The 25,935-nt window shown below is 38.7% G+C and carries 29 protein-coding genes; 1 reads left to right on the top strand and 28 read right to left on the bottom strand.

Translation table 11 applies throughout. The features are described from left to right. Positions 1-39 precede the first annotated feature (39 nt). The gene (locus MsAc7_RS07245; protein WP_338102253.1) at positions 40-831 is read right to left on the bottom strand and encodes a protease inhibitor I42 family protein; all 792 of its coding nucleotides are present in this window, start codon (positions 829-831) and stop codon (positions 40-42) included. A gap of 93 nt (positions 832-924) precedes the next feature. Here MsAc7_RS07245 and MsAc7_RS07240 point away from each other — a divergent pair, with 93 nt between their 5' ends. Continuing rightward, entirely contained in the window at positions 925-1,179 is a 255-nt protein-coding gene (locus tag MsAc7_RS07240; RefSeq protein WP_338102252.1) for a hypothetical protein, read from the top strand. Between the two features lie 381 nt (positions 1,180-1,560). On the opposite strand, the gene MsAc7_RS07235 is transcribed toward MsAc7_RS07240, so the two are convergent. The 27 genes from MsAc7_RS07235 to MsAc7_RS07105 form a co-directional block, all read right to left on the bottom strand. Beyond that, positions 1,561-2,241 (bottom strand): IS1595 family transposase, encoded by a 681-nt coding sequence (locus tag MsAc7_RS07235; protein ID WP_338103468.1) that lies wholly within the window; start codon positions 2,239-2,241, stop codon positions 1,561-1,563. Positions 2,242-2,501: 260 nt separating this feature from the next. Beyond that, a complete protein-coding gene (locus MsAc7_RS07230; RefSeq protein WP_338102251.1) occupies positions 2,502-2,951 on the bottom strand; it encodes a hypothetical protein in 450 nt (149 codons plus the stop codon). Between the two features lie 59 nt (positions 2,952-3,010). Further along, the gene (locus MsAc7_RS07225) at positions 3,011-3,694 is read right to left on the bottom strand and encodes a hypothetical protein (protein WP_338102249.1); all 684 of its coding nucleotides are present in this window, start codon (positions 3,692-3,694) and stop codon (positions 3,011-3,013) included. A 381-nt stretch (positions 3,695-4,075) separates the two neighbouring features. Then, positions 4,076-4,414 carry a hypothetical protein gene (locus tag MsAc7_RS07220; protein WP_338102248.1) on the bottom strand — a complete coding sequence of 113 codons (339 nt, stop codon included), beginning with the start codon at positions 4,412-4,414 and terminating at the stop codon, positions 4,076-4,078. A 1,399-nt stretch (positions 4,415-5,813) separates the two neighbouring features. Then, on the bottom strand, positions 5,814-6,422 hold the full coding sequence (locus MsAc7_RS07215) for a hypothetical protein (protein WP_338102247.1): 609 nt from the start codon (positions 6,420-6,422) through the stop codon (positions 5,814-5,816). Between the two features lie 106 nt (positions 6,423-6,528). After that, positions 6,529-7,494, bottom strand: coding sequence for a hypothetical protein (locus MsAc7_RS07210; RefSeq protein WP_338102246.1), 966 nt, complete (start codon positions 7,492-7,494; stop codon positions 6,529-6,531). A 92-nt stretch (positions 7,495-7,586) separates the two neighbouring features. Next, positions 7,587-8,090 (bottom strand): hypothetical protein, encoded by a 504-nt coding sequence (locus tag MsAc7_RS07205; RefSeq protein ID WP_338102245.1) that lies wholly within the window; start codon positions 8,088-8,090, stop codon positions 7,587-7,589. A 52-nt stretch (positions 8,091-8,142) separates the two neighbouring features. Continuing rightward, positions 8,143-9,186 carry a matrixin family metalloprotease gene (locus tag MsAc7_RS07200; protein ID WP_338102244.1) on the bottom strand — a complete coding sequence of 348 codons (1,044 nt, stop codon included), beginning with the start codon at positions 9,184-9,186 and terminating at the stop codon, positions 8,143-8,145. A gap of 559 nt (positions 9,187-9,745) precedes the next feature. Beyond that, complete coding sequence (locus MsAc7_RS07195; RefSeq protein WP_338102243.1) at positions 9,746-10,390, bottom strand: V-type ATP synthase subunit D; 645 nt, start codon at positions 10,388-10,390, stop codon at positions 9,746-9,748. Between the two features lie 15 nt (positions 10,391-10,405). Then, positions 10,406-11,776 carry a V-type ATP synthase subunit B gene (locus MsAc7_RS07190; RefSeq protein ID WP_338102242.1) on the bottom strand — a complete coding sequence of 457 codons (1,371 nt, stop codon included), beginning with the start codon at positions 11,774-11,776 and terminating at the stop codon, positions 10,406-10,408. 1 nt (position 11,777) lies between these two features. Further along, positions 11,778-13,520: an ATP synthase subunit A gene (locus MsAc7_RS07185; protein WP_338102241.1), complete on the bottom strand. Its 1,743-nt coding sequence runs from the start codon at positions 13,518-13,520 to the stop codon at positions 11,778-11,780. After that, a complete protein-coding gene (locus MsAc7_RS07180) occupies positions 13,511-13,813 on the bottom strand; it encodes a V-type ATP synthase subunit F (protein ID WP_338102240.1) in 303 nt (100 codons plus the stop codon). Before MsAc7_RS07180 ends, MsAc7_RS07185 begins: the two co-directional genes overlap by 10 nt. After that, the gene (ahaC, locus tag MsAc7_RS07175) at positions 13,813-14,976 is read right to left on the bottom strand and encodes an ATP synthase A1 subunit C (protein WP_338102239.1); all 1,164 of its coding nucleotides are present in this window, start codon (positions 14,974-14,976) and stop codon (positions 13,813-13,815) included. The genes MsAc7_RS07180 and ahaC overlap by 1 nt, the downstream gene beginning before the upstream one ends. Before the next feature lie 5 nt (positions 14,977-14,981). Then, entirely contained in the window at positions 14,982-15,533 is a 552-nt protein-coding gene (locus MsAc7_RS07170; protein WP_338102238.1) for a V-type ATP synthase subunit E, read from the bottom strand. A gap of 52 nt (positions 15,534-15,585) precedes the next feature. Then, the gene (locus tag MsAc7_RS07165) at positions 15,586-15,798 is read right to left on the bottom strand and encodes a V-type ATP synthase subunit K (protein ID WP_338102237.1); all 213 of its coding nucleotides are present in this window, start codon (positions 15,796-15,798) and stop codon (positions 15,586-15,588) included. A 4-nt stretch (positions 15,799-15,802) separates the two neighbouring features. Continuing rightward, positions 15,803-17,773, bottom strand: a complete 1,971-nt coding sequence (locus MsAc7_RS07160; RefSeq protein ID WP_338102236.1) for a V-type ATP synthase subunit I — start codon at positions 17,771-17,773, stop codon at positions 15,803-15,805. Then, positions 17,770-18,096, bottom strand: coding sequence for an ATP synthase archaeal subunit H (locus tag MsAc7_RS07155; protein WP_338102235.1), 327 nt, complete (start codon positions 18,094-18,096; stop codon positions 17,770-17,772). Before MsAc7_RS07155 ends, MsAc7_RS07160 begins: the two co-directional genes overlap by 4 nt. 900 nt (positions 18,097-18,996) lie before the next feature. Then, positions 18,997-19,635, bottom strand: coding sequence for a hypothetical protein (locus tag MsAc7_RS07150; RefSeq protein WP_338102234.1), 639 nt, complete (start codon positions 19,633-19,635; stop codon positions 18,997-18,999). Between the two features lie 58 nt (positions 19,636-19,693). Further along, a complete protein-coding gene (locus MsAc7_RS07145) occupies positions 19,694-20,353 on the bottom strand; it encodes a hypothetical protein (RefSeq protein WP_338102233.1) in 660 nt (219 codons plus the stop codon). 5 nt (positions 20,354-20,358) lie between these two features. After that, complete coding sequence (locus MsAc7_RS07140) at positions 20,359-20,910, bottom strand: matrixin family metalloprotease (protein ID WP_338102232.1); 552 nt, start codon at positions 20,908-20,910, stop codon at positions 20,359-20,361. 350 nt (positions 20,911-21,260) lie between these two features. After that, positions 21,261-21,539, bottom strand: a complete 279-nt coding sequence (locus MsAc7_RS07135; RefSeq protein ID WP_338102231.1) for a hypothetical protein — start codon at positions 21,537-21,539, stop codon at positions 21,261-21,263. Positions 21,540-21,636: 97 nt separating this feature from the next. Then, entirely contained in the window at positions 21,637-22,284 is a 648-nt protein-coding gene (locus MsAc7_RS07130) for a hypothetical protein (RefSeq protein WP_338102230.1), read from the bottom strand. Positions 22,285-22,293: 9 nt separating this feature from the next. Continuing rightward, positions 22,294-22,827, bottom strand: a complete 534-nt coding sequence (locus MsAc7_RS07125) for a hypothetical protein (protein ID WP_338102229.1) — start codon at positions 22,825-22,827, stop codon at positions 22,294-22,296. Between the two features lie 631 nt (positions 22,828-23,458). Then, on the bottom strand, positions 23,459-23,776 hold the full coding sequence (locus MsAc7_RS07120; protein ID WP_338102227.1) for a hypothetical protein: 318 nt from the start codon (positions 23,774-23,776) through the stop codon (positions 23,459-23,461). Positions 23,777-23,797: 21 nt separating this feature from the next. Continuing rightward, a complete protein-coding gene (locus MsAc7_RS07115) occupies positions 23,798-23,968 on the bottom strand; it encodes a hypothetical protein (protein WP_338102226.1) in 171 nt (56 codons plus the stop codon). Between the two features lie 80 nt (positions 23,969-24,048). Beyond that, positions 24,049-24,624 (bottom strand): AAA family ATPase, encoded by a 576-nt coding sequence (locus MsAc7_RS07110; RefSeq protein ID WP_338102225.1) that lies wholly within the window; start codon positions 24,622-24,624, stop codon positions 24,049-24,051. Positions 24,625-24,736: 112 nt separating this feature from the next. Further along, positions 24,737-25,666 (bottom strand): hypothetical protein, encoded by a 930-nt coding sequence (locus MsAc7_RS07105; RefSeq protein ID WP_338102224.1) that lies wholly within the window; start codon positions 25,664-25,666, stop codon positions 24,737-24,739. Positions 25,667-25,935: the final 269 nt, after the last annotated feature.

Below are 25,935 nucleotides of genomic sequence, written 5' to 3'. Positions count from 1 at the left end.
TTAATTCTTGTGAACATTTTTATTTTAATCTTTTTCCGGTCAAACAAAAGTGACGTAAATCCAGAACTTGCTGATCGGCGCGTCTTCCCAGGAGCGGGCGTATTGGGCGTCAAACGTGTATGTTCCGGCAATGTCGGAAGTCACATACCATTCATAGGTTCCGCCGACACCGGCCATTCCGGGGCTGGACGGATCTGAAACGTATTCGGAATCCAACAATTTGAGCATGCCGTTTTCGGACATGAGAGCTGTCCATTCGTAACCGGTGGTCGGATTTCCTTTGGTTTGGATTTTGATCACTTGGGTTGTATTCGGCGTCGGAACACCATCATAGGCGATGATGAATTTGGGGTCTGCTGCCGGTGTTGTCGCCGGACTCGTAAACGTTAATGTTTGAACGACCGTGTTCATCGTTTCGTTTTGCGCGTTTTTGTAAACAGCGGTAAAGTTATAGGTGCCGGCCTGCTTGGCGGTAATCGTAAAGACGGTTGTTCCGCCGGTCACGCCTTCATTGACAATGAAATCGCTTGTGACATTCAAACCGTCAACGGGAACGGGTTCCCAGTGGCTGCCTGTCCGGGACGCGGTCGGGAAAGTGATTTGAACTTTTTCGTTAGCGGCAATGTCGGTGCCGTTTTTGGTGATGGTCATGGTGGTGACCGGATTGTAAGTTGTATTGTTGGTTGTATTGTTGGTTGTATTGTTGGTTGTGTTGTTGGTGTTGTTCGTCGTGTCATTCGTCGAGTTGTCGGAATCACCGATACAACCCGAAAGTGCGCATGCGGCCAAAAGGACGCAGAGCAGAACCAGGAGTGTTGTCTTCTGCTTCATAGTAAACAGAAATGGGTTCGAATCATATATAAAATTTAGTTTATATTCAAATGAGTTTGAAGTTAACCGGTATTGAAAAAAAATGACAAGGGAATGGATCGGCAATATTTAACGAAAAAAGAAAAAGAAATGGAGTGTTTTGAAAAGCTGCTTGGATTTGTTTATTTTTATTTTACGGTTTTTTGGTTCAATCCACGCCGAATCGCTTCTTTTGAAACCAAATACAAAATGGCGAAAAAGAAAGCAAGTCCGAAAAGTTCGGACAAAAGAAAGACGACGGTTTCGGCGCCACTGAGTGAGTCTGCTGTTTTGCCGTATGCAAAAATACAGACCGTCAGAAAAATTTGAATAATAGAACCAATGAACAACAGATGGAATCAAATATGACGTTGTCGGAATTAAAAAACCAACCAGAATGGACAGCTTTCTGTTTTTTGACAAAAACCCATAGACAAACTGCCGGTCAAAAGAAATATCATAAAAAGAATCAAGAAAACGGTTGACAACGCGGCTGGGAAAACGCCGTCCGGAGAGTAGACAAAGAATAGGCTTGCCGCAAAAATAAACAAAAAGACGGCAAAAAGAATCAGATTGTTTTTAAAAATTGAATGATATGGATGATTGGCCATTTTATTTTCCTCAATTTGGTTATTTAAAGGATAAATATCTGTATTAGAAATAAAAAATAGTATTATAAATTTTTTAAATTGATTCAAAAATTTATAAGGGTCATGATAAGAATAGAGGATTTTCTCTGACAATTTTTAGGATTTTAAGATATAAATCCTCATTCCTATAATTATACCTAAATTCACATTCCTTCAAGTAAAGATTAAAGTATCTTTTATCAATTCCTCTGTATTTACTCATCCTGGTTTTGGAGAATCCCCAGAATCCCTCAATCCCATTAATGTGACTTCTTCCATTGACGAATTCATATTTGCCATGATCTACTCGATAGTGTTTATCATATCCCACATCAACTAATCCATCATATCCATGCCAGTTGTCGGAATAAATAACGCTATCAAGATCAACTTTTCCTTTAATGATAGATTGTAATGTGGATTTAGAACAATCCGGAACAATTTCTGTGTAAACCTTCCCTTGCCGTTTCACCAATCCAAATACAATCGTTTTATTGCCGGCGCCGCGTCCTCTCTTTCCCTTTACACGTTTCGGGCCAAAGTATGACTCATCAACTTCAATTTCTCCTTGGAAGGGAGATTCCAATTTACAGAATTCGGCAATCCGCTCGCGGATTGCCATGAGGTATCGGTTGATCGTAATACGGCTGACTCCAACAATTTGGGATATTTGTGTTGCATCCAGATCCAAAGCAAAAAGCTTGACAATTTGACGAAATTTTGCTTCAGAAATTTTTGAACGATTGACATATTTGTTTTTCATATTCTTGAGCATGATTTGAACACCAAATTATATTTGTGTTCTTATCATGACCCATTTATAATATTATTTGTTAAAATTAATTTCAATCGGGTAGTTACCTTGGTCTACATATACATCCACATCCGCTTCAGATGTCGTTAGAGTTTATACTAAAATCAAAACCGACAGAAAATGGATAAGAAAATGAAATTCCATATGATGCAGAAAGGCCAATCGTTTGGTGACAATATGCTGTATAGATTTTAAGTCTGTCATTAGGATTATCCGTAAATTTTCTTGCTTAATTTTTTTAGATAAAGAGCAAAAATCGTAAAAATTATGATGAAGGGAGTTTGAATTAAGGCATACCCCAAAAGGTAGCTGCCGACCGGTTCCAATCCATTCGAATTTGTATCATACGAATAACCAAATTCATTGAGTGCCAAAATCGCGATCCAAACGACAATCAAAAAGCAAATGATTCCGAAAACGGTTTTCCACAGAACTTTGAAATTAAAAATGGATTTGCTTTTAAAACATTCTATAGCCTGCTCTTTCTTTTTAGAATGGGCTGCCCAACACCAAAAAAGAAAGCCAACCAATAGAAGTGGCAATGTCAATAACATATACGCCAATCCGAAAAGCCCGAATTTCAAAGAAAGCAGAGTTCCTGCAAAACCAATGATTGTGAAAATCCAACCGACAATAATAACGAGTTCATTGTGATTCATAACATTCACCTATAAAAAATAAAAATATTCAGCACAGCCTGCTGAATATGGAGTTCAGATTAAACCAACAAGATTCCAAATTGCCATCTATCAGACCACGAAAAACCAATGGGTAAGTCACCAATTTGAATAGCAACGCGTTGAATTCCATCAATGGTAACATTCATTCCACTACCATTTTTATAACTATTGGTATACGTGTCTGTTTCGGACCACACTGGAATAGTTAAACCCGTCTGCCATGTCAGAATATTATCAACAGATTTAAATTTGGGGACACCATTAATGTATTCACATGTAAATAATACATTTGCATTTTTTTCGATAAGCGGAATAGTAGTATTTCCGATTGTGATTTTATCATCAATTTCCCGATATGAAAACAGATTTGACCCAGATTGGGGACCGTACCGATATTCTTTGTATGGAACAGATTTTAGACCAGAACTGCTTGCTGAACTTAAAAAGGATTCCACATCTTGAATACTTTCAACTTTAATTAATTCTCCATATTGATCTTTATCATATCCATTATCAAGGATTTCATAAGATATTCCATGCATTTCACATAATTTTAATAATTTAATAAGTTCATTTTTGTCTTCATTCGTTAATTGAGATGAATAATTCAAAATAGGCTGATTTGTATCTTTTGTTTCATTACTAATTTCAGCCATTGCCGGTACAATCAATGCTATCAAAATAATGAAAACACCAACAAATCTGATTAATTTGTTTTTCATTTTTGAATACCTCTTAACGTTTTTGTTTTTCAATACTTTTATTGAACAGGAAATCAAAGAAGAAATGAATTCTTGTCAGTCAAGAAAATTCGTTCACATCTAAGCCTCAGTTGGCAAAAGAAATTGCCGATAACTAAAGATGAGTTTTATTTTTCATATTTCCAATTGTAAGGTTGTGTTGATGTTATAAAAAATAACCCTGTTGCAATTAAATAAATAACGATATCAGTTGAATGAATATATATTTCATTTTTATGAAAAAACTGAAAAAAACGTGCTTCCGTTTTTTGAGGAAATCAACAAAAAAAGTTACAATAACGTGTGTGGCGCCGCCAAACGAAAATCATAATTATAACGTGTTAAAATATCGAGCGGTTAACTTTATTTAAATTTTTTCTTATCCGGATAATATGAAACAATTTTGATAATGGAAGCAATCAGACAGCTTATTGCTACGGTTCCAAAGACATAAACAAACCGTCCGAATGAATAAGGATCATTCTGAGTCAGCAAATCCGAACGTTTTACATAAATTAAAAAAATGACCCATGAAACCGCAATTAAAACGTAGAATATGTAAAACGAAATCATTCGGGCGGGCAATTCATCGTCCTTTTTATGAAGCGATTTGTATTCCTTCTCATAAAAGAGAGAGGAGACAAAAAGAAAAGAGAACAAAGCCAACTGCGGCAGATAATAAGAAGAAGACTCGTCGCTCAAACAGATGTAAATGAAAAAACATAATATCAGAAATAAAAGACCTGCTAAAATTCGAAATGGGTTTATGATAATAACCACGCTCCTTTTTTATAATTTAAAAAATGAAAAAATTTGTTTTCTATTTTAACCATATTACCATGGACGAAAGACAATTATAAGTACTGAAAGAGTTAAAAAAACAATGTCAAAAATTGGTGTGTCGGATGATTCTCCATAAACCGGTACCGTTGGATGTGCATAACCAACAGCCGGGCTGGCATTATAGAATGGGCGCGGGTACAATTGGAAATAGTAATCCACTCTATTTGATTTTTTAGATAAATGTTACAGAAATCCTAAAAATTTAATTGGAAATATTTTTTATTTTTAAGATTAAGATTTTGTGTCATTTTTCTCCTTTGCAATTAAAAATAATAAGAAATAAAGGAAAGAAATCAAAAGGAGTCCTGTCCCGATTCTTAATTCTAAATAAAGGTTCAGAAAATAGAAAAGATACATAAGAACAGAAAATGAAAAAAGAATAACATTCCATATACTTGATAAATTTGTTTTTTTGAAACTAAAATAGAAATAAAAGGCGCCCAGAATCAAGGCATAAAATCCGGAATAGTTCGGATTTTTGAGATAGAAATGAGAATAAAATAATTGGAAAAACGCACCCAAAATCAAGATATAAAAAATATAATTTGTGATTTTTGAGTGAGTCATGTTTTTTACTCCTGAATTTAAATTGAAATGAATAAGAATGATTAAATCATTCTTATCTTTAACTTTAATAATTTATGTAATCGATTTCATAATATAGAGTATGCACATGTAATTTGTTGTCATATCATGAGAATCACTCTTAAAGAATTAATGATTATGCCTTAATATTCTTTTTCCACTTTTTTTCATTGAAATAAATAAAAATGACAAGATATACCATAAGAAGAATTAAAAATATAATGTCGAAAAATGACGTGTCGGACGATTTCAGCGAAATATACAATACAGTAATCGCAAACAAAAAAGTGACAAAATTCCATATTTTGGGAGCATCAGAAAGAAGAAATATCAAAATCAATAATGGAAAAGTCGCAAAAAGCAGGATGGATTTGGTGATATTATAATTGAATAATATGGAAAAAATACCTGCAAAAATAAACATAAAAATTGTTAATAAACCACCAACATAAGGTTTGTTTAAATAATTTCTTAAATAATTCATCATGAAATTATCTCCTTTTAAAAATTATCCGAATATTTAAGAAATGAATACCAAAAAATTAGTCCGCATCCGAAAACAATTTATAAAATCTTTAAGATATCAGTTTCTTCCATTTAAAGTAAACAGATGCCATCAAGTAAACCATTGAGAACAAAATCAATATTTATTAAATAATAAAGGAGAAGAAAATCAGAAAACCCCCCTGATCTTCATCATTATATAAGACAAATATCCATATTTGTTATTGCTTTCACTCAACGAATATTTATCATTGCTATCAAGAACGACATTTAATCTACCATTAATAAATATAATTGGAAGGTCCTCAATTCCCTCGTCTTGCGCATATTTTTCAAGAACAGATTTCATAGATTCAAGATCTTCCGGAGTTTTTTGATTGTTCATTTCCGGATCCAGATAAACGGAAACAAACCCATAAATATTGCAACTGTACCCGCAAATCGGACCACCGTTAACCGCCAAATAGTTTCCAAAGGCTTGATCTTCATGAACGGATTCGGTAACTCCTTTTAAAGACATCCACCAAGAGTGAGCATCCTCTCCGGTTTTCAAAGGAACAACACCAAAAGAAGCCAAAGATTTATCAGAATCTGATATTTCTTTAAAGAATTCAGGATTTGTCGGAGGCGTATTTTTAGGAACAGACTTGACTTCACCGTCTGCTAAAAATACGTTTTCCGAATCCTCATAGATTTCTTCTCCCAAAGCAATACTAACCGAACTTAAAAATATAAAAAATATAAGAGAAGATAGGATAATTTTCAATTTTTGATTCATGGAATACCTCCCATTATTAATAGAATAGATTATAAAAGGTCAATGATAAGAACATAGGATTTTCTCTTATATTTTCCAGAATTTAAAATATAAATCTTCTGTTCTTTTATAATTTTTTGGTTCGAATCACTCCGATTAATCCAACCAGAACGAAGATTGAAACCGCCATACCAAATCCGGGGATAGGTAATGAATTTTGTTCTTCTTCCTCAATCGTAAACGTTTGGGCGTTCCCATAAACAACAATCGGTGTCGCTTTAACCCCTTGATCTTTACCGATTTGAGTGATAATTTCCATGGATTTATTTAATTCGCTGCTTTTCATAGGATACGAATCAGACACTTGAACGCTGATAAAATCATAATCGACGCGAACCCATTCAATAAAGCCATGATTATCTGCCTTGTATTTGCTGAAATTTTCTTTGTATTCCGGGTCCGAATTTAAATCCGAAACAATAGACGTCAGTTTATCATTCCATTCCGAAGACTCCATTCCTTTCGATTTTTTAGGAACGTTGCCGTAAGTCATTAAAACTGTATCATTCTCCTTCAAACCTTCAAAATAAGAAGGACGTGTCGACGGAAAAAGCCCGGAACTTGGCAAAACGCTTGGAATCGGCTGTGTCGACGCACCAATAACAAACGGAACATTTTGGATTTCATTTTCTTTTGCAATCTTTGTCAAACTATTAATGATCACATCAAAATCTTGGTTCATAATATGAAAATCCGGATTTATGCCGACATAAATATATCCGTCGATTGAAGGGGTGCAATGAACGATAGGTCCATAAGGAACTTGATTTTGCTTAAACTCGGTGCCGGTTCCAAAAGAATTGCAGATAGAAAGTAATTTTTTCTGCCATTCGTAAGCTTCATTCCCGGCCTCTTTGACAGGAATATTACCTGAAATTTTATAAACATGATAGGTAGTGTTATTGAGTTCATCGAAAGCTTCCGGATTTGTAGCGGGTGTCGCATCAATCTGTTCCAGCGTTGCGCCAAAACAAACCGACAGGAGAATAGACAATACAAAAAGGAGAACAAAAGACCATTTTACTAAATTCATATTATGACCTCATAAAATAAAACTTATCTTAAATCAAGATTTTGAATTCAATTACTATTTCGTAAACTAATATTTTTGTCAAAAAATAAAATTTATGGATAAAAAACAGAAGTGATCAGATTATAAGGCGGATTGTAAAACAAATACAAAGAAAGTGCCGAAAATATAATGACCAATAAATAGGAAATGCCTTTCTTGAAATTATCCTCTTCAGTTGTTGCTGAAAAATAACCGGCGATTCCGCTTGAAACTCCCATTAAAACAAATGGAAAATGATTCGAAATGATAGTGATAATATATCCCGAATCAAGGACTAATCGATAAAGATACAGATCAGAAATGAGATTAGACGCACCCCAAAAAAATGGAAAAAGAAACCCTAAAAAAACAGCTCTCCATTTCATTTTTGACAAAAAGCCATAGATTGGACCGCTAAAAGGAAGAAAAATCATAATTAAAATAGCCCAGCATGCTACTGCGAAGTCACGATCTGTAAAATCAAATAAATAAGGGACAGAAAATAATATTGTAAAAATTAACAAAAAACAAATAAAAAGTCGGTTATTGTTTTTTGAGTTTGGGTTATAAAAAAACATATTTTCCTCCTGTAAAATAAAAAAGTAAGAACGATGTTCTTACCTTGAAAGATTAATTTTTTGAAGCAGAAGCTGACAAAAGTTTTTTGATGTCAACTTTTTCACCATATCCATTGACAGCTATTTTTGATTCGTTATCAATAAATATTTGACCTTGTCGGGGATATGCAAAGTAGTGTTCCGGACCCAAGCTGTAAGATCGCGTGCCTGTATCTTCAAACAGATAGAGCAGAACCTGTTCACCTTTGGAATATTGGGCAGAGTTATCATCAATCATGGTTATGCTACCCGTTGACCCCCCGGGTAATCTGACAATTATTTTGCCACTTTCTTCGGAAAGTTTTCCCTTATAGATTTTGTCAACTTCAATAACCGTATCATGATAAAGCATGTATCCTTCTGTTGAATACGTATCTTTGGTCCTTATGCTCGGGTCCGAACCATCCGATGTATCCCATTGGGCCGGAAGAATCTCTTTGACAGATCCTTTCACAATTAAAGTTGCTTTTTCAGCCATTTCCTCCTCGGTCATAGGTTCTATTGTGGCATTTACATAAATTTCCACATTATCCAGGACTCCATTAGAACTATGCCGGTAAGATGGATACAATGCGCGAATTCCTGCAGTATCATCGACCGTTAAAGTCCTCATGACCGAAGGAAGTGCTGATGCCCTCATTAACGCATTTTCATCATTCGAGTGAGACATTCCGGCAGCATGTCCAAGCTCGTGAAGAGCAACCGTTTGAATATCATAATGAAAAGGCGAATATGCCAAAGTAGAATTTGTTGTCCAGTTCCTAGTATTACTAAATGTAACCAGAGACAATTGTTTATAACTATTGTTATACATGATTGCTTGCTCTTGAGCTAAATAATTGGGTTGTGCCACAGCCCCCAATTGAACTGATGTATAACACGTATCCGTCGAAGAATTATAGAAATAAAAACTTGATCCCGAAACAGATGTCCACGTGTTTGCTGCGTTGTAGACACTTGACCGGAAAGAAGAGTTGAGATTGGATGAAAATGTCAGTACGGATTTACTGTCATACCACTTGCGAGATTGGTGGTTGTACGCAGCAGCCGGCGCCATGAGAACACATGCCACTAACATACAAATGAATAGTAATGTTAGAATTTTATGATATTTCTTAATCATATTCTTTTATCTCCTAAATCTTTACATTTATTTTAAATACTTAAAAATCAAAGATAGGAGTGAATTCTTTAGGATGCCTAACTTGAATTCACTCACGTCTAAGCATCGGATTTTGACAACTCGACTTGTCAAAATCCGATGGTGAGTTATCTTTTTTGTTAAAAGAGATTTTTCACATTACTAAATTATATTTTGATGTATAAATAACCATAGGTGTTCCCAATACATATTTTTATATGACGAATATAATTCATATAACCGAAATTCGTATATATGAAATAAATTGGGACGAAAAATAATTATAATTGAGAAAAATTGAATGATTCTGAACAATCATCGGATTTAAAAACAAAGAAAAACGTGCCCCTTTTTTTGAAAAAACAAAAACGACACCGATAACGCGCGCGACGCCGCCGCGCAAAAACCAAAAAAGAGATCAAAACCAACAAAATCAAAGAAAAGAAAGAAAAAAATTAAAGAATCGAAAGACTCCTTAATCTTTGGCATCAATTGCCGCTTTCTTTTGTTTAATCTTTTTCAAACTGGACATGCTTTCGCGTTCCATTTCCTCAAGGCGCAAACGAATGAACTTGACCTGTTCCTGAAACTCCGGAATCACCTTAAATTCAAGCGCGTTCACACGGCGCTTGGTTTTTTCGATGTCATCCAAAAGTCTTTTCATGGTCGTTTCAAGTTCAGCGGCGACGATAATTTTTTCCACAAGGATTTCATATGCGTCGGCCACTTCATCAATATATGTGTCCGTTCCGACCAGACCGTAGCCGCGTTCATGGAGCGGTTTTTTAACACCGCTGCCGTGAATCTTCGGAACGACAACACCCATAATGTTTGTGCTTTTGAGTTCAATGGTCGGGACAGCGTCGACGGCAAAAGACGCGGATTTCAGCGTAAAAGAACCGTCGACCGCGCTTGCCAAGTTCGACTTTTGAACGGCGAACTCGTAAGCGGCGTCTAACTCTTCCCGAACGCCTCGGGCTTGATTCAGAATCTTGAAAAATTCAAGAATCAAACCGTCCCGCTTCATTTTGAGCAGCTTGTACCCGTTTTGGGAAAGTTTGATTTTTTTCTGAACATCCTGAAGCTCGGAACGAGTCGGCTTTACATCTTGGACTGCCATTGAACATCACCCAAGTTATTTCTTCGGATAGTACTTCTCAATGTATTTGTTATCAATTCTGTGCAAATACTGAGTGGGAAGGCTTCCCAAAATGTCCCAGCCGACTTTAAGCGTGTCTTCAATCGTTCTGTTTTCCGATCTGCCTTGGCGGACGAACTTGTCCTCAAAGAGGTCGGCAAATTCCAAAATCTTTTTGTCGCGCTCGGAGAGAGCTTCTTTTCCGACGATGGCGACGAGACCACGGAGGTCGCGGCCTTCGGCGTAACCGGCATAAAGCTGGTCAGAAACCGCTTTGTGGTCTTCGCGGGTCTTTCCATTTCCGATACCGAGGTTCATCAAACGGGACAAAGACGGAAGAACGTTAATCGGCGGATAGATACCCTTTCTGTTCAATTCACGGGAAACCACGATCTGTCCTTCGGTAATGTAACCGGAAAGGTCAGGAATCGGGTGCGTAATGTCGTCTCCCGGCATCGTAAGAATCGGGATCTGAGTGACGGATCCTTTGTTTCCTTTAATGACGCCGGCGCGTTCGTAAATACCGGCAAGGTCCGTGTACATGTAACCCGGGTAACCGCGGCGGGCCGGAACTTCTTCACGGGCCGCACCCATCTGGCGGAGCGCTTCACAATAGTTCGTGACGTCTGTTAAGATAACGAGAACGTGCATGTTGTGTTCGTATGCCAAATATTCAGCGGCGGTAAGCGCCATTTTCGGGGTAATCAAACGTTCGACAGCCGGGTCGTCCGCAAGGTTTAAGAAAACGACAGCGCGCTCAAGAGCGCCGGTCTTTTCAAAGTCCTGCATGGCGTACTGGGCCTCTTCGTTGGTGATACCCATGGCCGCAAAGACCACGGCGAACTTTTCTTCAGAACCCGGAACTTTGGCCTGTCTCGCGATTTGGAGCGCAATGTCCATGTGCGGAAGACCGGAAGCCGAGAAAATCGGAAGCTTCTGACCGCGAACGAGCGTGTTTGTTCCGTCAATGGTGGAAATACCGGTTTGAATGAACTCTTTCGGCTGTGCGCGGGAGTACGGGTTCATGGCAGCGCCGTGAATGTCCATCATCTTTTCCGGGATGATTTGCGGACCGCCGTCTCTGGGCTGTCCGGAACCGGATAAGATTCTTCCAAGCAAGTCGATGGAAGCCGCGAGTTTTAACGTTTCGCCGGTGAAAATCACACTGCAATCACCGTTAAGACCGCCTGTTCCTTCATAAACCTGAACGACCACAACATCTTCGGAGGTATCCAAAACTTCTCCTCTTTTGACGGAACCGTCAGCCAATTTGATGTTCACGAATTCGCCGTAACCGACCGGCTCCGTCTTTTCGACGAAAATCAGAGGGCCTGCGACTTGCGTGATTGTCTTGTATTCTTTGACCATTTTAATAACCTCCGCCAATGTTTGCGAATTCGGTTTCCATCTTGCTCATCACTTTTTCAAGCAATTCGTCAAAGTTTTCTTCGTATTTGACTTTCGCGAGTTCGGATTTGGATTCCATGTTGATGAGCTGTTTGACCATCGCGCCGTCGGCCAAGTGTTTCTGAGCCGTGTCGCCGTAGTACATAATGCTTTTCAAGAGCTTGTACTGGTGGTCAAAGGAACAGTAGGTGTCAACCGGGTGGAACGAGTTCTGCTGGAGGAAAATTTCACGAATCATACGGGCGGTTTCCAAAGTCACCTGCTGGGATTCCGGAAGCGCGTCCGAACCGACCAACTGAACGATTTCCAAAAGTTCGGATTCGATTTGGAGAATTTCCATCGCTTTGTTTCGAAGGTCGTTCCAGTCAGGCGCCACGTTTTCCGTGTACCAGGGCGCGAGTGTGTCCATGTAAAGCGTGTAACTGTTGAGCCAGTTAATCGCCGGGAAGTGACGCTTCTGAGAAAGTTTGGAGTCCAAAGCCCAGAACACTTTCACGATACGGAGCGTGTTTTGAGTGACCGGTTCAGAGAAGTCGCCGCCGGCCGGGGAAACCGCACCGATAACGGTAATAGATCCGGTTTTGTTACACAGAGATTCGGCAACACCGGCGCGTTCGTAGAATTCAGCAAGACGCGCAGACAAGTAAGCCGGATAACCTTCTTCACCGGGCATTTCTTCGAGACGGGATGAAATTTCTCTCATGGCTTCGGCCCATCTGGATGTCGAGTCAGCCATTAACGAAACATCGTATCCCATGTCACGGAAGTATTCCGCAATCGTAATTCCCGTGTAAACGGAAGCTTCACGAGCGGCCACCGGCATGTTGGAGGTGTTCGCAATAAGAACAGTCCGCTCCATCAAGGGGCGTCCGGTTTGCGGGTCTTCGAGTTCCGGGAACTCGTTTAAAACTTCCGCCATTTCATTGCCGCGTTCACCGCAACCGATGTAAACCACAATGTTCGCGTCACTCCATTTTGCAAGCTGCTGCTGGGTGACGGTTTTTCCGGAACCGAATGGTCCGGGAATAGCTGCCGTTCCGCCTTTGGCGACCGGGAAAAGCGCGTCAAGAACACGCTGGCCGGTAACGAGGGGTGTTTTCGGCGCCATCTTTTTGTGAACAGGTCTCGGCTTTCTGACCGGCCACTTGTGGGCCATTTTGAGTTCCGTTCCGTCTTTCAATTTGCCGATGACGTCCACAACAGTGAAACTACCGCTTTTGATTTCAGTAATTTCGCCGCCGTCGCAGTCCGCCGGAACCATAACGCGGTGTTCGATATTGGCGGTTTCCTGAACGGTACCGATAATGTCGCCCGGCTTCACAACGTCGCCTTTTTTGACGACCGCTTTAAATTCCCAGAGTCTGTCATGAGAAAGACCGTCTGCGGAAACGCCTCTGTGAATGAAATTTCCCATTTCTTCTTTGAGGACGCTGAGCGGTCTTTGAATCCCATCATAGATACTTTCGAGCAATCCCGGCCCAAGTTCAACCGAGAGAGGAAGACCCGTGTTTTCCACAGGCTCGCCCGGCTTAACCCCGGACGTGTCCTCGTAAACCTGAACGATGGACTTGTTTCCAACGATTTTAATGACTTCGCCCATGAGACCTTCATGACCGACTTTGACCACGTCATACATTTTCGTGTTTAAGCCGATAACGGTAACCACGGGACCCGCCACTCGATAAATTTTACCTTTTACTTCCACAGATCAACACCTACCGCCTGTTTGATTTTATCCCTTAAATTTGTCGAACCGGCACCCGAACCACCCAAAGCAACAACAGTGGGCTGAACAGAGTCATTCAACATGGCTTTTAAAGAGTCCGGCAGTTTTAAAATATCATCATTGTGCATCACCAAGATGCCGACGTCTTTGTCTTCGAGGACAGTTCTGACGGCCGAATCGATGCTGACATTTTCGGTATCATAGATTTTCCGGATACCGGCAAGCCGAAATCCCGTCACGAAATCACTGTTTCCAACAACCGATATTTCCATCAGAGAATCACCAACTGGTCCTTGATTAAATCATTATCCATACCGACCGACTTTCCGCGAACGATGATTCTCAAATTGCGAACCTCGTTGGATTTGTAAATAATGTATTCTAAAATCGGAATAATGGAGATGATGTTTCGACGCGAATACGAGGTCACTTTCGTCAAGTTGTACCGGAGAAGCTTGGTTTCAACATCCGTCAAAGAAACGGCGTGAATGTCCTTGTTGTCAAGAACCGGTCCGATGGCTTCCCAATACGGCGTTTTCCGAATGGCCTCAATAAAATCGTCATAACACAATTTTTCTAATTTTTCGGCATCCAAGTCAAGTCCGTGAGGAATCAACAAAGAAGAGACATCCTCAATCAAACAAACATTGCTTGATGCGTCGCCCGATGCCCCGATGTCATACTTTTTGACACGGAGAAGCAACAGTAAGTTTTGAATATCAATTTCCCGCCGAACAAATTGGTCAAACTGCTTCCGGTCTGCCGATCCGGGGTAGCCGATGGCCTCAAAGAGGTTTTCGTAATAGAATTTGTCCAATTCGTTTTCGATTGCCTGAAGGTTGTCGCCGGTGTATTTGCTTAAAATCGGCGCGTAAATCGAGTCGCTAAATGCCGCCAAGATTTCATCCATGGATTTGGACACAAGATTTGACAAAAACGTGTATCTCAGCATGCCGCCTGTCACCAGGGATTCTAAGATTTGTTCGTCGGCAATGTTGTGTTTCTTTCCGCGGAGAATGGTTTTAATATCATCGATGTCAAAAACACGAAGATATTCTTGAACAAGTTCGTGCGGCTCGCCTTCGGTAATTCGTAAGATCTTTTGAAATGAAACAGCCATGTTTCTGTTCAGGGCGTGTTCGATCAGATTGACGCCTTTGTACTCTCTTGAGAGGTCATCGATATCTTGTTTGTACTCGGATTCTCCGATTTTCCGGGTGATTTCATCAAGACTCATGTTGAGGAGTCTCGGATACGTATCGCGCGGCATGAGTTTCACACGCATGGCACGAATACGCGTCACAGCGTACGGATAATTGGACGAGCCTTTCCCGATGGACGGAAGACGCGTGGGAATGTATTTGGCCACGTTGTCCGGAAGTTTTTTCTGGACTTTTCCGGCCCATTCCTGAATCTTTTGCGAACTCTGACCCATCGAAATCACCCGTTGAGAATGTCCGATATCGATTTCAATGAACGGTCGTAAACTGTTTTGAGAATTAAATCATATGTAAAATCCAAGCGAACGGTACCGTCTTTGTTTTCAATGACAATGCCGCCGACGCAATCGATGTTTCCGCCATATTCCAATTTGGAATTCTTTTTGACGAGTTCTTCGGATTTCGCATTTGAGTAAATCTTGAAACCGCCCTTCTCATGGTTTTTAATCAGCGTTTTGAGATATTTTTCGTTCTCGTTTGCCGGCAAATTTTCGATCTTTTCAAGGGCTTGATCATAAACTTGATCCAAAAGAGCTTTACGCTTGTTTAAAACAATGCGCTTCACCTCTAAATTGGCACTTGATAATACCTGTTGGCGCTGTTGTTCGAGTTTCTCTTCGACCTCTAAAAGACGGGACCCCAGTGCTTCTTTGGAAGCCTGACGGGCTTCTCCGATGATCTGCTCCGAAGTGACTTTTGTCTCTTCGTTAATCCGCCGGACATCTGCTTTGGCGCCCTCAGTAATATCATTTAATACGATTTCCAGTCCCATACTAGCACCTCTAAAAAATTAAGAGCAGATAAACTGCTCTTAATTTTTGAATTTACATGATGATTGCAACGACAAGTCCAAAGATGACGATCGTTTCAGGGAGAACAGTCATGATAAGCCCTTTAACGAAAAGATTTTCGTTTTCAACCATGGCACCGATTGCGGCGGTACCGATGACTTTTTCGCCCCATGCGGTTGCAATACCTGTTCCGACAATTGCGATTGCTTTTGCTAAAAATCTCATTGATTCTGCTGTAATTTCCATAAATTTATTCCTCCGTATACTTCTTATTATGTCCAAATGGTTTGTAAACTCTGCCCCCGCCTGTATAGAATTTGCCGAATAATTCGACATACTGCAATCTGAGTGCGTGCAAACCGGGGGCAATAATACTCAAAATGCAGTTTAAAGAGTGCCCGAGAATAAAGATCACAAGTGATACAATAACCAACAGGCTAAAGCCATCGGCAGGAGACCATATGATCCCACCAAATGCGATGTCGTTGACGGTAGATGCAATGTAAATTGAAGAAAGACCGACCGCAATAATACGGGTATAAGACATGATATTTCCGAGAAGACTCGGAAGTTCAACAGGTCCTTTGATTCCTTCCCCTTTTGCAAGCATAACTAAACCGGCGACGGCAACAATCGCAAAGATGCCGACAAGTAAATTTGAATGCAACAAGTAGTATGCTACAACTGCCGCAATCACGCCAATCTCAATAACAATCCAACTGATTTTTTCGAAAAAAGCATGTTTAAAACCGTGCTCATTTTTCACATCAAAGAAACCGACGATGAAACCGAAATTAAGATGTAAAAAGCCGAAAACAGCTGTTGCGATTAACATCGTCATAATCATATGAGTTCTGTGAATCGGGAACATGAAAGGTTCGCCCGGAACCAATGCGAAATTGGAAATATAAGTATCCCATCCCGGAATCAGGCCCGGCGTATACATGCCATGCGATTCATATCCCGCAAGCGGGAATCCCATAAACTCACCGTATATGATACCGAAAATTAACGCTGAGATTTGACAATAAATAAGTACATACATCAATGGTTTGATACCATCTGATTTCATGAATTTAAGTACTAAAAAGGCAACTGACATCAAAATGAGAGCATACCCGATATCTCCGAGAATCATTCCATAAATAAGAGGAAATGATATTGCTAATATGGGAGACGGATCAAGTTCGGTGTATTTCGGTCTTGAATAAATGCCCGTAAGGGTTTCCATGGGTCTTGCCCACTTCTTATTTTCGAATTCAATTGGAATCTTTGCAACATCTTTCGGATCATGCATATCAACCTTTTGAGTTTCAATGAAAACACCATTATCAGTTTTTACACCGACCGCTTTGACGAATGCGTCATAGTCATTGGTCGGGACATAGCCTTCGAGTACAAAAGCATGGTCAGACGTGGCAATTCTTAAAGGCAGTTCGGATTTCTCACTCAAAATGCTCAGGAATTCATCGCTGGCAAGGATGAAATTGCCGTACTTTTGATTGAGTTCTGAAACTGTTGCAGATAAAGCTTCAAGCTGTGCGTGTATGTTTGATTTTTCGGCGTCGAGCTCTTGGAGCAAAACGGACGGCTTACCGGCTTTGTCCGGCGCTCTTGTTTCTCTGTACCCCATGTCGGCCAGAAGCGTCGCCACTTCTTTTTCATACTTTTTGGAGACAAATAAAACAAAGAATTTGGAGCCGGGCTCATTGTGCAATTCGTAAGCATCGGTAATTTCCAAAAGTCGAGACTCGTTTAACGATGAAACGGTTCCCGAAAAAACGGCCAAGTTGTTGTATCCGCGGAAATTACGCAGATCCATATCAAGCCCCAAAAACGGTATGAGTTCCTTTTCCGCGGCTTCAATTTCTTTCACTCGGGTGTCGAGTTTGGACATTTTTTGGGTGTTTTCGTTGATTTCCGCATCGATTTGATCCAGTTTTTTGTCAAGATCGCTTTCCACAACCGATGTTTTCATCGGAACAGTGTCAGCGGTCGGCTTAACATTTAAAACGTTGGAAATAGAGCGGACTTTAACGAGCTTTCGGGAGACTTCTTCTCCGTACTCAACCGGAACGCCGATTGTAAAATCAGAGTCGTCACCTTCAACGAAATCTTCGACGTGTAAAACGTCAAGATCATGCAAAACATCAATCGTGGGTTGAAGATATTTCTTGTGACCGGCAAGAATGCATTTGGTCATTCGTTTCGGGTAACTCATACGCGTATCTCCCTTTCAAACTCCTCGAGTAAAAATGAAACAGCTTTTGGAATATTTGATTGGGATTTCACAGCTACAGCTTCAGCTTCGCGAAGTCCTTCGTTGATAATTTCAGCGCGTTTGGCGTCGAGTTCCTGCTCTCCTTTTCTTTGAGCGGCCTGTGCGGCTTTGACGGATTCTTCTTCTCCGTCCTCAAGGATTTGGCGAGCTTCGGCTCGGGCCTTGGCAAGTTTTCTGTTCTTATCTTCGAGAGCATCGCTGGTCGCTTTTTTTGCATCTTCTTCTGCCCTTTTAATTTCAGATAAGATTTCATTGTTAGCCATGCGAATACCGTCTCTTGTGTTTTAAAAAAATGACTTTAAATTACCGTCATCATCATTCGTTTCATCATAATGAAACATTCATGATAATTAACGTTAATTTAAATTTAAGGGTAACTAGACAACAATTACCCCCTATATAAGCACGTTGGTTATACTTTTTGACGATTTTTAATCTCTTTTTGACCCGACTTTTTGTTTTATTTTCACCGGATTTTCATGAATGTTCATGATTATGACGGCAAACTCAAAAACAGCAGAAAGCGAAGGATTTTTAGGAGAAATCATCAAAACGACAAAGCGAATAAAGAATCCCTCTTTTATATAAGTTTTGGAGAAGGACAGATATATTAAAAAAATAAATCGGCCGACGTAGTCCGATAGATGTTTCATTCAGATTCATGACAATTCGATTATATAAAAAATGAAATTATTTCAAATAATCATATTTGTTCTCGGCAATAATACAAATAATTACCCCGATTATAAAAATTCCAAAAAACACATATTGAAGCATTTGCGACAAAAACGGACTCAATAGCAGCAAAGCATAAGAATAGGCGCCTATTGTCAAATAATAGAAGACTCAACGATTGGGGGAATTTATGCCCTTCTAAAAGAACCGCACGGATGAAAGCGGACCCAAAATGTAAAATAAACATAAAGTTGAAAAAGCGGCATAATCTATATAATATTTTAAACAAACTAAATAAAACAAGTTGATAAGGCTGAAAACAATATAAAAAATATTGATGATCGTTTTTTGTTTCATGATAGGCTCTTGCGGTGGAAATTAATGTTAATAAACTATACCACAAGAGAAAATGATTTTGATCATTTAAAAGATTTACGAAGCGCAGACGTTGAAAAAATTCAAAAAATGTAGAAATAATTTAAAAATATTCAATCTTCAACAACGAATAACCCGTTTGGCATAATAAGACTTCGATTTCCATCCCAAAAGTTGGCGTAAACCAAGTATTTATCTCCCGGTTTTAAATCCCAAGGATTGACGTAAGACCCGAGCATGACATACCGGTCAACTTGCCCACCTTGGATTTCTATCACAACTTCGTCCATTGTTGGTCCTTTAACCCAATCATCCGCCTCAAAAATAACGGACGTGTAAATCGATTCATTGGTTCCGGGTACGGAAACAAACCGGTAATTCCGAACACAATTTTCGTCCCCAATCGTCCGAACACCTAACTCCGGGCTTGCGTTCAGAACTTGACTTGGTGTTTTTCCATCCGGAGTCGTCCAAACGGAAGGCCGGACTTCTTTAACCGTCCCGTAAAAAACAAGATCCGCATTTGACATTAACGTTTCATTGGAATGGATGATTCCGGGCTTGGAATCATTTTCACTTTGATAGATTCTGTAAAACAACAAGTCTTCTCCCGAAGGAATATTGCAGACTGATGTTTGGAATTCGGAAATATTCTTTCCGAGAGGATTTATTGGGTCTTTTGATTCGAGGCAACCGGAAATAAAAATGACTGAAAGAACAATAATGAGAAGGGTTATGAATTGATTTTTCATAGATAACACCAAAATAGAAATCGAATGAGCTATAAGCTCATTCAATGTGTAAAAAGGTTTATTGTTTAATCAAAGACAACAGAGATTCTTCATCCAATTTTTCATTTGTATGTGCATAGAACATATTATCTTTAAGATATAATTTCCCCATGGGACTTAAAAATACATAATGTTTGGAACCAATATCTTTAGTAGAAATGGCCTCATCCTCGATAAGATATAACAGCAACTCATCACCTTCCCTGAAATCTTGTGGATTTATATTTTCACCATAATTCATTTCAAATGAGCCGACAGTCCCTCCAAAAGAACGAACAACTACCTCTTTTGGTTCAAGATTTCCTTTGTAGCATTTTTCAACAGATATTGTAATATCTGTATAAATTCCTTCGCCCGGAGACAGATTCATGTAATAGTCGACAACCATATCCCCATGTATGTTTTTTGATTCTACAACTTTCACACCTTCTGGTTGCTCACCTGTTGGAGTACCCCATTTGGCATCTTCTTTTTTAACAACCTTCCCGAGAATAATTAAATCGCTTTCAGTACTTAATTCTTCATAAGAATAGTATGGAAAGGTTCCATTTGAAGACATTGTTGCAATTGGAGGAAGTTCTATTTCAGAAGAACTGATTTGAGAAAGACCTGATACTAGAAAAACACCAAGCAAAAATAAAAAGCATAATGAAACAATTATTAATTGAGATTTTTTCATTGTCATCACCCGTACATGTATCTGATACCATTTCTATCATCAGAATGTAAGGAACAATTTTGAGGTCCTGTACCAATCGTAGAGTACATAATTGTTGCACTGTTCCCATCATTATGGCCCAAACAAAGAGAATGGCCCAATTCATGTAAAACAACACGTTCAACGGAATATACATTAGAAGGAGTTGGATTTGCAGTGGACCATTGCTTATTACAGGTGTTTACTTGAATGGATGAAGATATTTTTATCAATTTTCCTGTTGTAGAATTATATTGAGAGTGAGTACCAGACTCCCAAGCTAATCTAGGATCTCTATCATAAGTATATTTGGAAACGGTAACATGATTTATATTCGTTTTATTCGCAAAAGTGAAGTTGGCACCTGCATTATTCCAAGTAGTCATTGCTTTGTACACAGCGGTACCCCAATCTGAAGGGTAAGTGACTTGTACCGGCTTAACTTCCCATCGGTCATTACCTGCTGTATAAGCGGTAGTTGTACTCATGAAGAAGGAGATAATGCTTAAAAATAGTAAACATATTAATATTTTTTTCATTTAAAATGAACCTCTTTTCTTTTATTTAAGTAAATCAAATAAAAGCCAAAAATTCCGGAAAAATTTGACAAGCATACTAAATTTTTATAATATAAATATATATTTGAATGTAAGAAAATAGAGTAATACAAATAATTTAACATATATAAAATAATATTAAATCAAAAAAATTTCACCGTTTTCTAATGAAAAGTAGTTGAAAAGATTAAAACAAAAACCAATTATTTTTTAACCAATCTTGAAAAACATATGGTTCAAAATTATAAAAAATAATAAATAATTGGCAAAGTAGTGAACATTTTTCGGGCATAAATATAAAATTTAACAAAAAATATGCTTCTTCAAAAAATTCAATCTTTACCCTTCTTTTGCTTCCCCCAATCCAATTTTCCCTTTTGAATTACAGAATACAAAACCATCACATAAGCAATTCCTGCCAAAGAATAAAAAGTGTAATAATTCCGATTCCAATCTTGTCCGAAGAAACAAAAGACATAAAATCCGAGAACGATCAGAATTCCGATATAATTCCAAATTTTGGAACTTTCAGTCAGCAAAAGCGAGAGGGAGATGAGCAATGGCGCACCGACGATAATGGCAATAGCGTATTCCTTCGGCTCATGCAGCAAAAGCTCAAAAAAAGCAAAAATAAAATGTTTGCAACGTTTTGTTATTCAACTTGATTATTCAATTTCCCATATTTATTCAATTTGTTACTCAATTAAATTATACAATCGAATAAAGTCCACCATACATGATTTCATAAGAATCACCGGACTCTTTCAAATACAGCAAATATCGATCTCCCTCTTTAAAGTCCCAGACGGTCGGCATTTCCAAATCATTTGTCAAATACAATACCGCCCCATCATAATTTCCGGCGTAAACGCTGACGTTGACATCTCCTCTTGCCGGTCCTTTAACAGGTTCTTCAATTTTAAAAACGACCGTCGACTGAATTGTTGAATCAGAATCTGTTTTTTCAACAATTGAAATATCAGAGGCTTCTTCTTTGACAACGCCGTAAAAAATCAAATCGGAATTGACAATCAAATCCGCTGCCGCCTTGTGAGCGGTTGCCGGTCCCGGCTTTATCGGAGCAATGGATGAAAGGGAAGCATTTGAACTTGATTTTTTGTCTGAACTGGCACTCATTGTTTTAAAATCAGAGGAATTGGAAAGAAAAGTTAAGACGCTTGGAGGAACAGCAGACAACCCGCCTGACATGAACTGCCCGATTTTTTTGCCAAGCGGATTGAGTCCGTATTTTGTCGGATCCATTCGGTCGTATGTTGTAAAGTCACCGGATCTTGTTTCCAGCAATCCGTTTGGCAGCGAATGATACAACTCTTCATAAGTGACGGGTTCATTCAACGCGTTGACCTAAGAATCGTTTTCGCAGCGGATTTGACCCATCGGCGTCATGATCAGATAATGTTTTGGGCCGATGTCTTTTGTAACGCCGGGATCTTCAATCAAATAGAGAACAAACTCATCGCCCCATCTGTAATTTTTATAAGAACGATCGTCAAAAACACGAACGATAACAAAATCGGAAATGCTGCTGCCGCCCAGATAACATTCATTCACAAGAATTGTGAGGTCGGAATAAGATGAGCCGCCGGAAATGTAATCCTGAAAAGAAGTATTATTCTGAGAAATGTTTTTCATGGAAACCGAATCTGTTGCGTTGATAACGACACCGGAAATAACCGCATCGCTTTTTTCACTCAATTCGGAATAGCTGTAAGGCGAATAAGTAAACCCGTCAACTTCCCCAAAACCGGCTTTTCCGGATGGGGGATCAACAGTGGAAACATAACACCAGTCCGTTGTCAAAACGTGCACCGCATAAAAAATACCGCATAACAACAAAAAAGCCGCAACGACCAAGACAACGATATACTCCATTTTCATTTTTTCACCGAGTTCCAATTCTTATTTAATTTACGTTTAGTATTCCCATGAAAAAATATAAAATCAAAAGTGAAAGAAAATAACATTCAAATAATTTGAATTTTTTCCTATATATCCCTTCGTATAAACCAAAAGCAATAATGAAAATCATAAAACCAAAGCGAATAATAATTGGAGATCAGGATACCAATTCTGACCCATAAAATAAAAAATGATCACGTACGCTGACAAAAGAATAGAACCGTATTTACATAATATTTTTATCTTCAATCAAGAAGTACATAATTCAACATTTGTTAATCAGTTCGAAATTTCTGAAAAAGTGAATTGACAAAAGACAAAAATCCTTTACTCATAAACATTTTGGATTTTTCAAAACCGGAAGAGTTATAGGGTGTTTTTGTGAAATCGACCGATTTTGAAAAATCTGACCCTAATCTGTCAAACAATCGAAATGATGTAAAAAATTGTTTGACAATTGTAAAATAAACACACTGGTATTAAATCTTTTGCTATAGTCAAAAAAATAAAACTGTCGATTTAAATCAAAATGAAGGAAAAAGAATGAAAAATCAAAAAATGGAAATAAAATGGAAATAAAATAGAAAAAAAAGAGAAAATCATATTTGAATTATAATTCTTCAACTTTTAATTCAAAAAGCACAACGCCGTCTTTTGTCGGTGGCGCCAGCCAATCCACAATCTTTGCTAAAGACGCTGACGATTCAGCTTTAATTTCAAGTTCGATCGAACCGAGCGGTTCGACATCGGCCGGAAAATTCAAGCGTTTCACATAAGCAACCTGCTTGTTCAAATAGACACGGATTTCCGGCTCATCCTCCGTAATCCCTTCTAAAAGAGCGGCTTTGGTCGTGTCAACGATTTCTTCTTTTCGGATCAGGTAATGAACACCGTAAAGCAAATCAATACCGCCGGAAATGCGAAGCAATTCTACCGGAGTCTGTCCGCTCTATTTTGTTTGCAAAATGTCGGCTTCCGAAATCAAACCGTCTGTCTTCGGGCGGCCGTAATTAATTAAATTTAAAAGACCGCGTTTTACTTTTTCGGGATTTTCCGTCGGATAAACCGGTGCGGAAAAAGTGACTTCATATTGAGAGGGAGGAGCTGTTTTCAAGTCCAAAAGAACACCTTCGAAACTGTCTTGTTGTTTTATAAAATTTTGGTAACTCAGCAATTTTCTACATTCAGATACGGGATAAATTATTGACAAGCTTGGTCTTGCGTCATCATTTCTTCAAATAATTTCCGAATATTTTTCCGGTATTCTTCAAGAGTTGACTTGTTTTCAATGATTCGATCGGAAGCGGCTATGGCTTCTCCCATTCCCCAGCCGATTTCGCGGGCGTCGCGCTCTTTAAGCTTTTCAATGGAATCCATATCATCTTCACGCTTTCGGACAACGATCCGGTCAAAACGCTCTTCCACCGGAGAATCAATCGCAATCGACACCAACATAAAACCATCGCCCAAATGCTCTTTGAAATAATCGACTTCCGCAATTCCGCGAACACCATCAATCACCAAAACATGCGCGTTGTTGGTTTTCATTTTTTCCAAAATCATCGCCATGCACCGCTTAGCAATGGCGTCCATTCCTTCTTTTTGCCGAAGTTCTGTCGCGATTTTTCCGCCATCGGCCGGGTCCGCTCCCCGAAGTTCCACTTCACGTCGGATCACGTCGCCCATGGTCACAACCGGAATTCCCATTTCCCGCGCAACGTTTGACGCCTCCGATTTTCCCGATGCCGGCATCCCGACAAACGCAATTATTTTCAAAAAAACTCTCCTTGAAATGACTGATTCACAAATATGCTGTTGAAAAGCGAATTTTTTCAAATTCACTTCATTGAAATTGTTTTTAATAATCGTTCATTCATTTTAAAGATATTCATTCGTTTTTCGAATGGATTTTCAGGCGGACAAATTTGTATCCTTTAAAAAAGACAGCAATAACACCCATGTAAATGAAAGCGGCCGCAAAAAAAGAAACAGCTTTGATGACGAGATCAATAACGTTTAACGCTTCCATTGAAATCGGTTCAAGAAAGCGAGAGAAGAGTCCAAAAAGAAGATACTCAAAAATCAACAAAATCAATAGTCCACCCAAAGAAATCACAAAAAGCGATAACGGAGAATAGGCTATCTCACGGGACGTCAAGTGGCCCTTTCCAAAGAAAAGCTTGTAAAAAACAAGTGTGGAAAAAACAACCAAAAAGAAAAATTCAAAAATTAAAATCATCAAAAACATAAAGTTAAGTGACGGATTCAAATTTAAAGCGAAAAAACCGTACCAGTAAACAAAAAGGAACAGCAAAACCATAAAAGTCAAAAAGGTAATAGCCACCTTTTTCTTAAAAGTTTCCGAACGGGAACGGTTTTCCTTGTGTACAAGAAGCAGATTAATCAGCGCAAAATACAACGTGATCAAATATAAGACGGATAAAACTTGACCCGGACCTGACAATATCAAATCATGCAGATTTGTCAGCAGCAAAAAAGAATAGACGAAAACATAAAAGATAGCAAAGATGATGCCGTGAAAGAAAACATTCATTTGATATTGAAAAGGTCGGCGGAAAAGGGCATATAAAATACCGGTACCGAAAACAATCGTTAAAAGATTCACCACCGGATTGACAGATTCAATCACAACGTTCGTTGTCAAAGAGCCGTCGTGCAGAAAATAAAACAAAAACAAATAAATCGGCACCAAAGAGATTAAAATATAAAAGACAAGCAAAGCTAAAAGGTCTAAGATGGATATCGTCAAATTATGTGACCAATGAGTTTTTTCCACCGATAAAATCTGGTTTTCCATATTTATCACCTTCGTTTTTAAGTTTTTATTCTAAAAAATACTGTTCGATCATCATCATCTTTTTTTTAAGAGATGGACTGTTATTTAAAAGAAGCAGGCGACTGCTTCGACAACCATCATCTTTTTAAAATCAATAATGATACTAACGGAAGCACGTTCAATAAAATACCAGAACGTTAAATTATATAAATGTTTTTATATTAGTTTTTGAGTAGTAAATGGAATTAAAAAAGAGAATCTTAAAAAAGTTGATCTCATAACAGATGGCG

Source organism: Methanolapillus millepedarum (genome assembly GCF_032594115.1).
GTDB classification, from domain to species: Archaea; Halobacteriota; Methanosarcinia; order Methanosarcinales; family Methanosarcinaceae; genus Methanolapillus; species Methanolapillus millepedarum.
This window is presented reverse-complemented; position numbering and strand designations above follow the sequence as displayed.

Bases quoted from the DNA above. Each gene is read 5' to 3' on its own strand.
- MsAc7_RS07245 (WP_338102253.1), bottom strand. From the start codon at position 831: ATGAAGCAGAAGACAACACTCCTGGTTCTGCTCTGCGTCCTTTTGGCC.
- MsAc7_RS07240 (WP_338102252.1), top strand. From the start codon at position 925: ATGGATCGGCAATATTTAACGAAAAAAGAAAAAGAAATGGAGTGTTTT.
- MsAc7_RS07235 (WP_338103468.1), bottom strand. From the start codon at position 2,241: ATGAAAAACAAATATGTCAATCGTTCAAAAATTTCTGAAGCAAAATTT.
- MsAc7_RS07230 (WP_338102251.1), bottom strand. From the start codon at position 2,951: ATGAATCACAATGAACTCGTTATTATTGTCGGTTGGATTTTCACAATC.
- MsAc7_RS07225 (WP_338102249.1), bottom strand. From the start codon at position 3,694: ATGAAAAACAAATTAATCAGATTTGTTGGTGTTTTCATTATTTTGATA.
- MsAc7_RS07215 (WP_338102247.1), bottom strand. From the start codon at position 6,422: ATGAATCAAAAATTGAAAATTATCCTATCTTCTCTTATATTTTTTATA.
- MsAc7_RS07210 (WP_338102246.1), bottom strand. From the start codon at position 7,494: ATGAATTTAGTAAAATGGTCTTTTGTTCTCCTTTTTGTATTGTCTATT.
- MsAc7_RS07205 (WP_338102245.1), bottom strand. From the start codon at position 8,090: ATGTTTTTTTATAACCCAAACTCAAAAAACAATAACCGACTTTTTATT.
- MsAc7_RS07200 (WP_338102244.1), bottom strand. From the start codon at position 9,186: ATGGCGCCGGCTGCTGCGTACAACCACCAATCTCGCAAGTGGTATGAC.
- MsAc7_RS07195 (WP_338102243.1), bottom strand. From the start codon at position 10,390: ATGGCAGTCCAAGATGTAAAGCCGACTCGTTCCGAGCTTCAGGATGTT.
- MsAc7_RS07190 (WP_338102242.1), bottom strand. From the start codon at position 11,776: ATGGTCAAAGAATACAAGACAATCACGCAAGTCGCAGGCCCTCTGATT.
- MsAc7_RS07180 (WP_338102240.1), bottom strand. From the start codon at position 13,813: ATGGAAATATCGGTTGTTGGAAACAGTGATTTCGTGACGGGATTTCGG.
- ahaC (WP_338102239.1), bottom strand. From the start codon at position 14,976: ATGGGTCAGAGTTCGCAAAAGATTCAGGAATGGGCCGGAAAAGTCCAG.
- MsAc7_RS07170 (WP_338102238.1), bottom strand. From the start codon at position 15,533: ATGGGACTGGAAATCGTATTAAATGATATTACTGAGGGCGCCAAAGCA.
- MsAc7_RS07165 (WP_338102237.1), bottom strand. From the start codon at position 15,798: ATGGAAATTACAGCAGAATCAATGAGATTTTTAGCAAAAGCAATCGCA.
- MsAc7_RS07160 (WP_338102236.1), bottom strand. From the start codon at position 17,773: ATGAGTTACCCGAAACGAATGACCAAATGCATTCTTGCCGGTCACAAG.
- MsAc7_RS07155 (WP_338102235.1), bottom strand. From the start codon at position 18,096: ATGGCTAACAATGAAATCTTATCTGAAATTAAAAGGGCAGAAGAAGAT.
- MsAc7_RS07150 (WP_338102234.1), bottom strand. From the start codon at position 19,635: ATGAAAAATCAATTCATAACCCTTCTCATTATTGTTCTTTCAGTCATT.
- MsAc7_RS07145 (WP_338102233.1), bottom strand. From the start codon at position 20,353: ATGAAAAAATCTCAATTAATAATTGTTTCATTATGCTTTTTATTTTTG.
- MsAc7_RS07140 (WP_338102232.1), bottom strand. From the start codon at position 20,910: ATGAAAAAAATATTAATATGTTTACTATTTTTAAGCATTATCTCCTTC.
- MsAc7_RS07125 (WP_338102229.1), bottom strand. From the start codon at position 22,827: ATGAAAATGGAGTATATCGTTGTCTTGGTCGTTGCGGCTTTTTTGTTG.
- MsAc7_RS07105 (WP_338102224.1), bottom strand. From the start codon at position 25,666: ATGGAAAACCAGATTTTATCGGTGGAAAAAACTCATTGGTCACATAAT.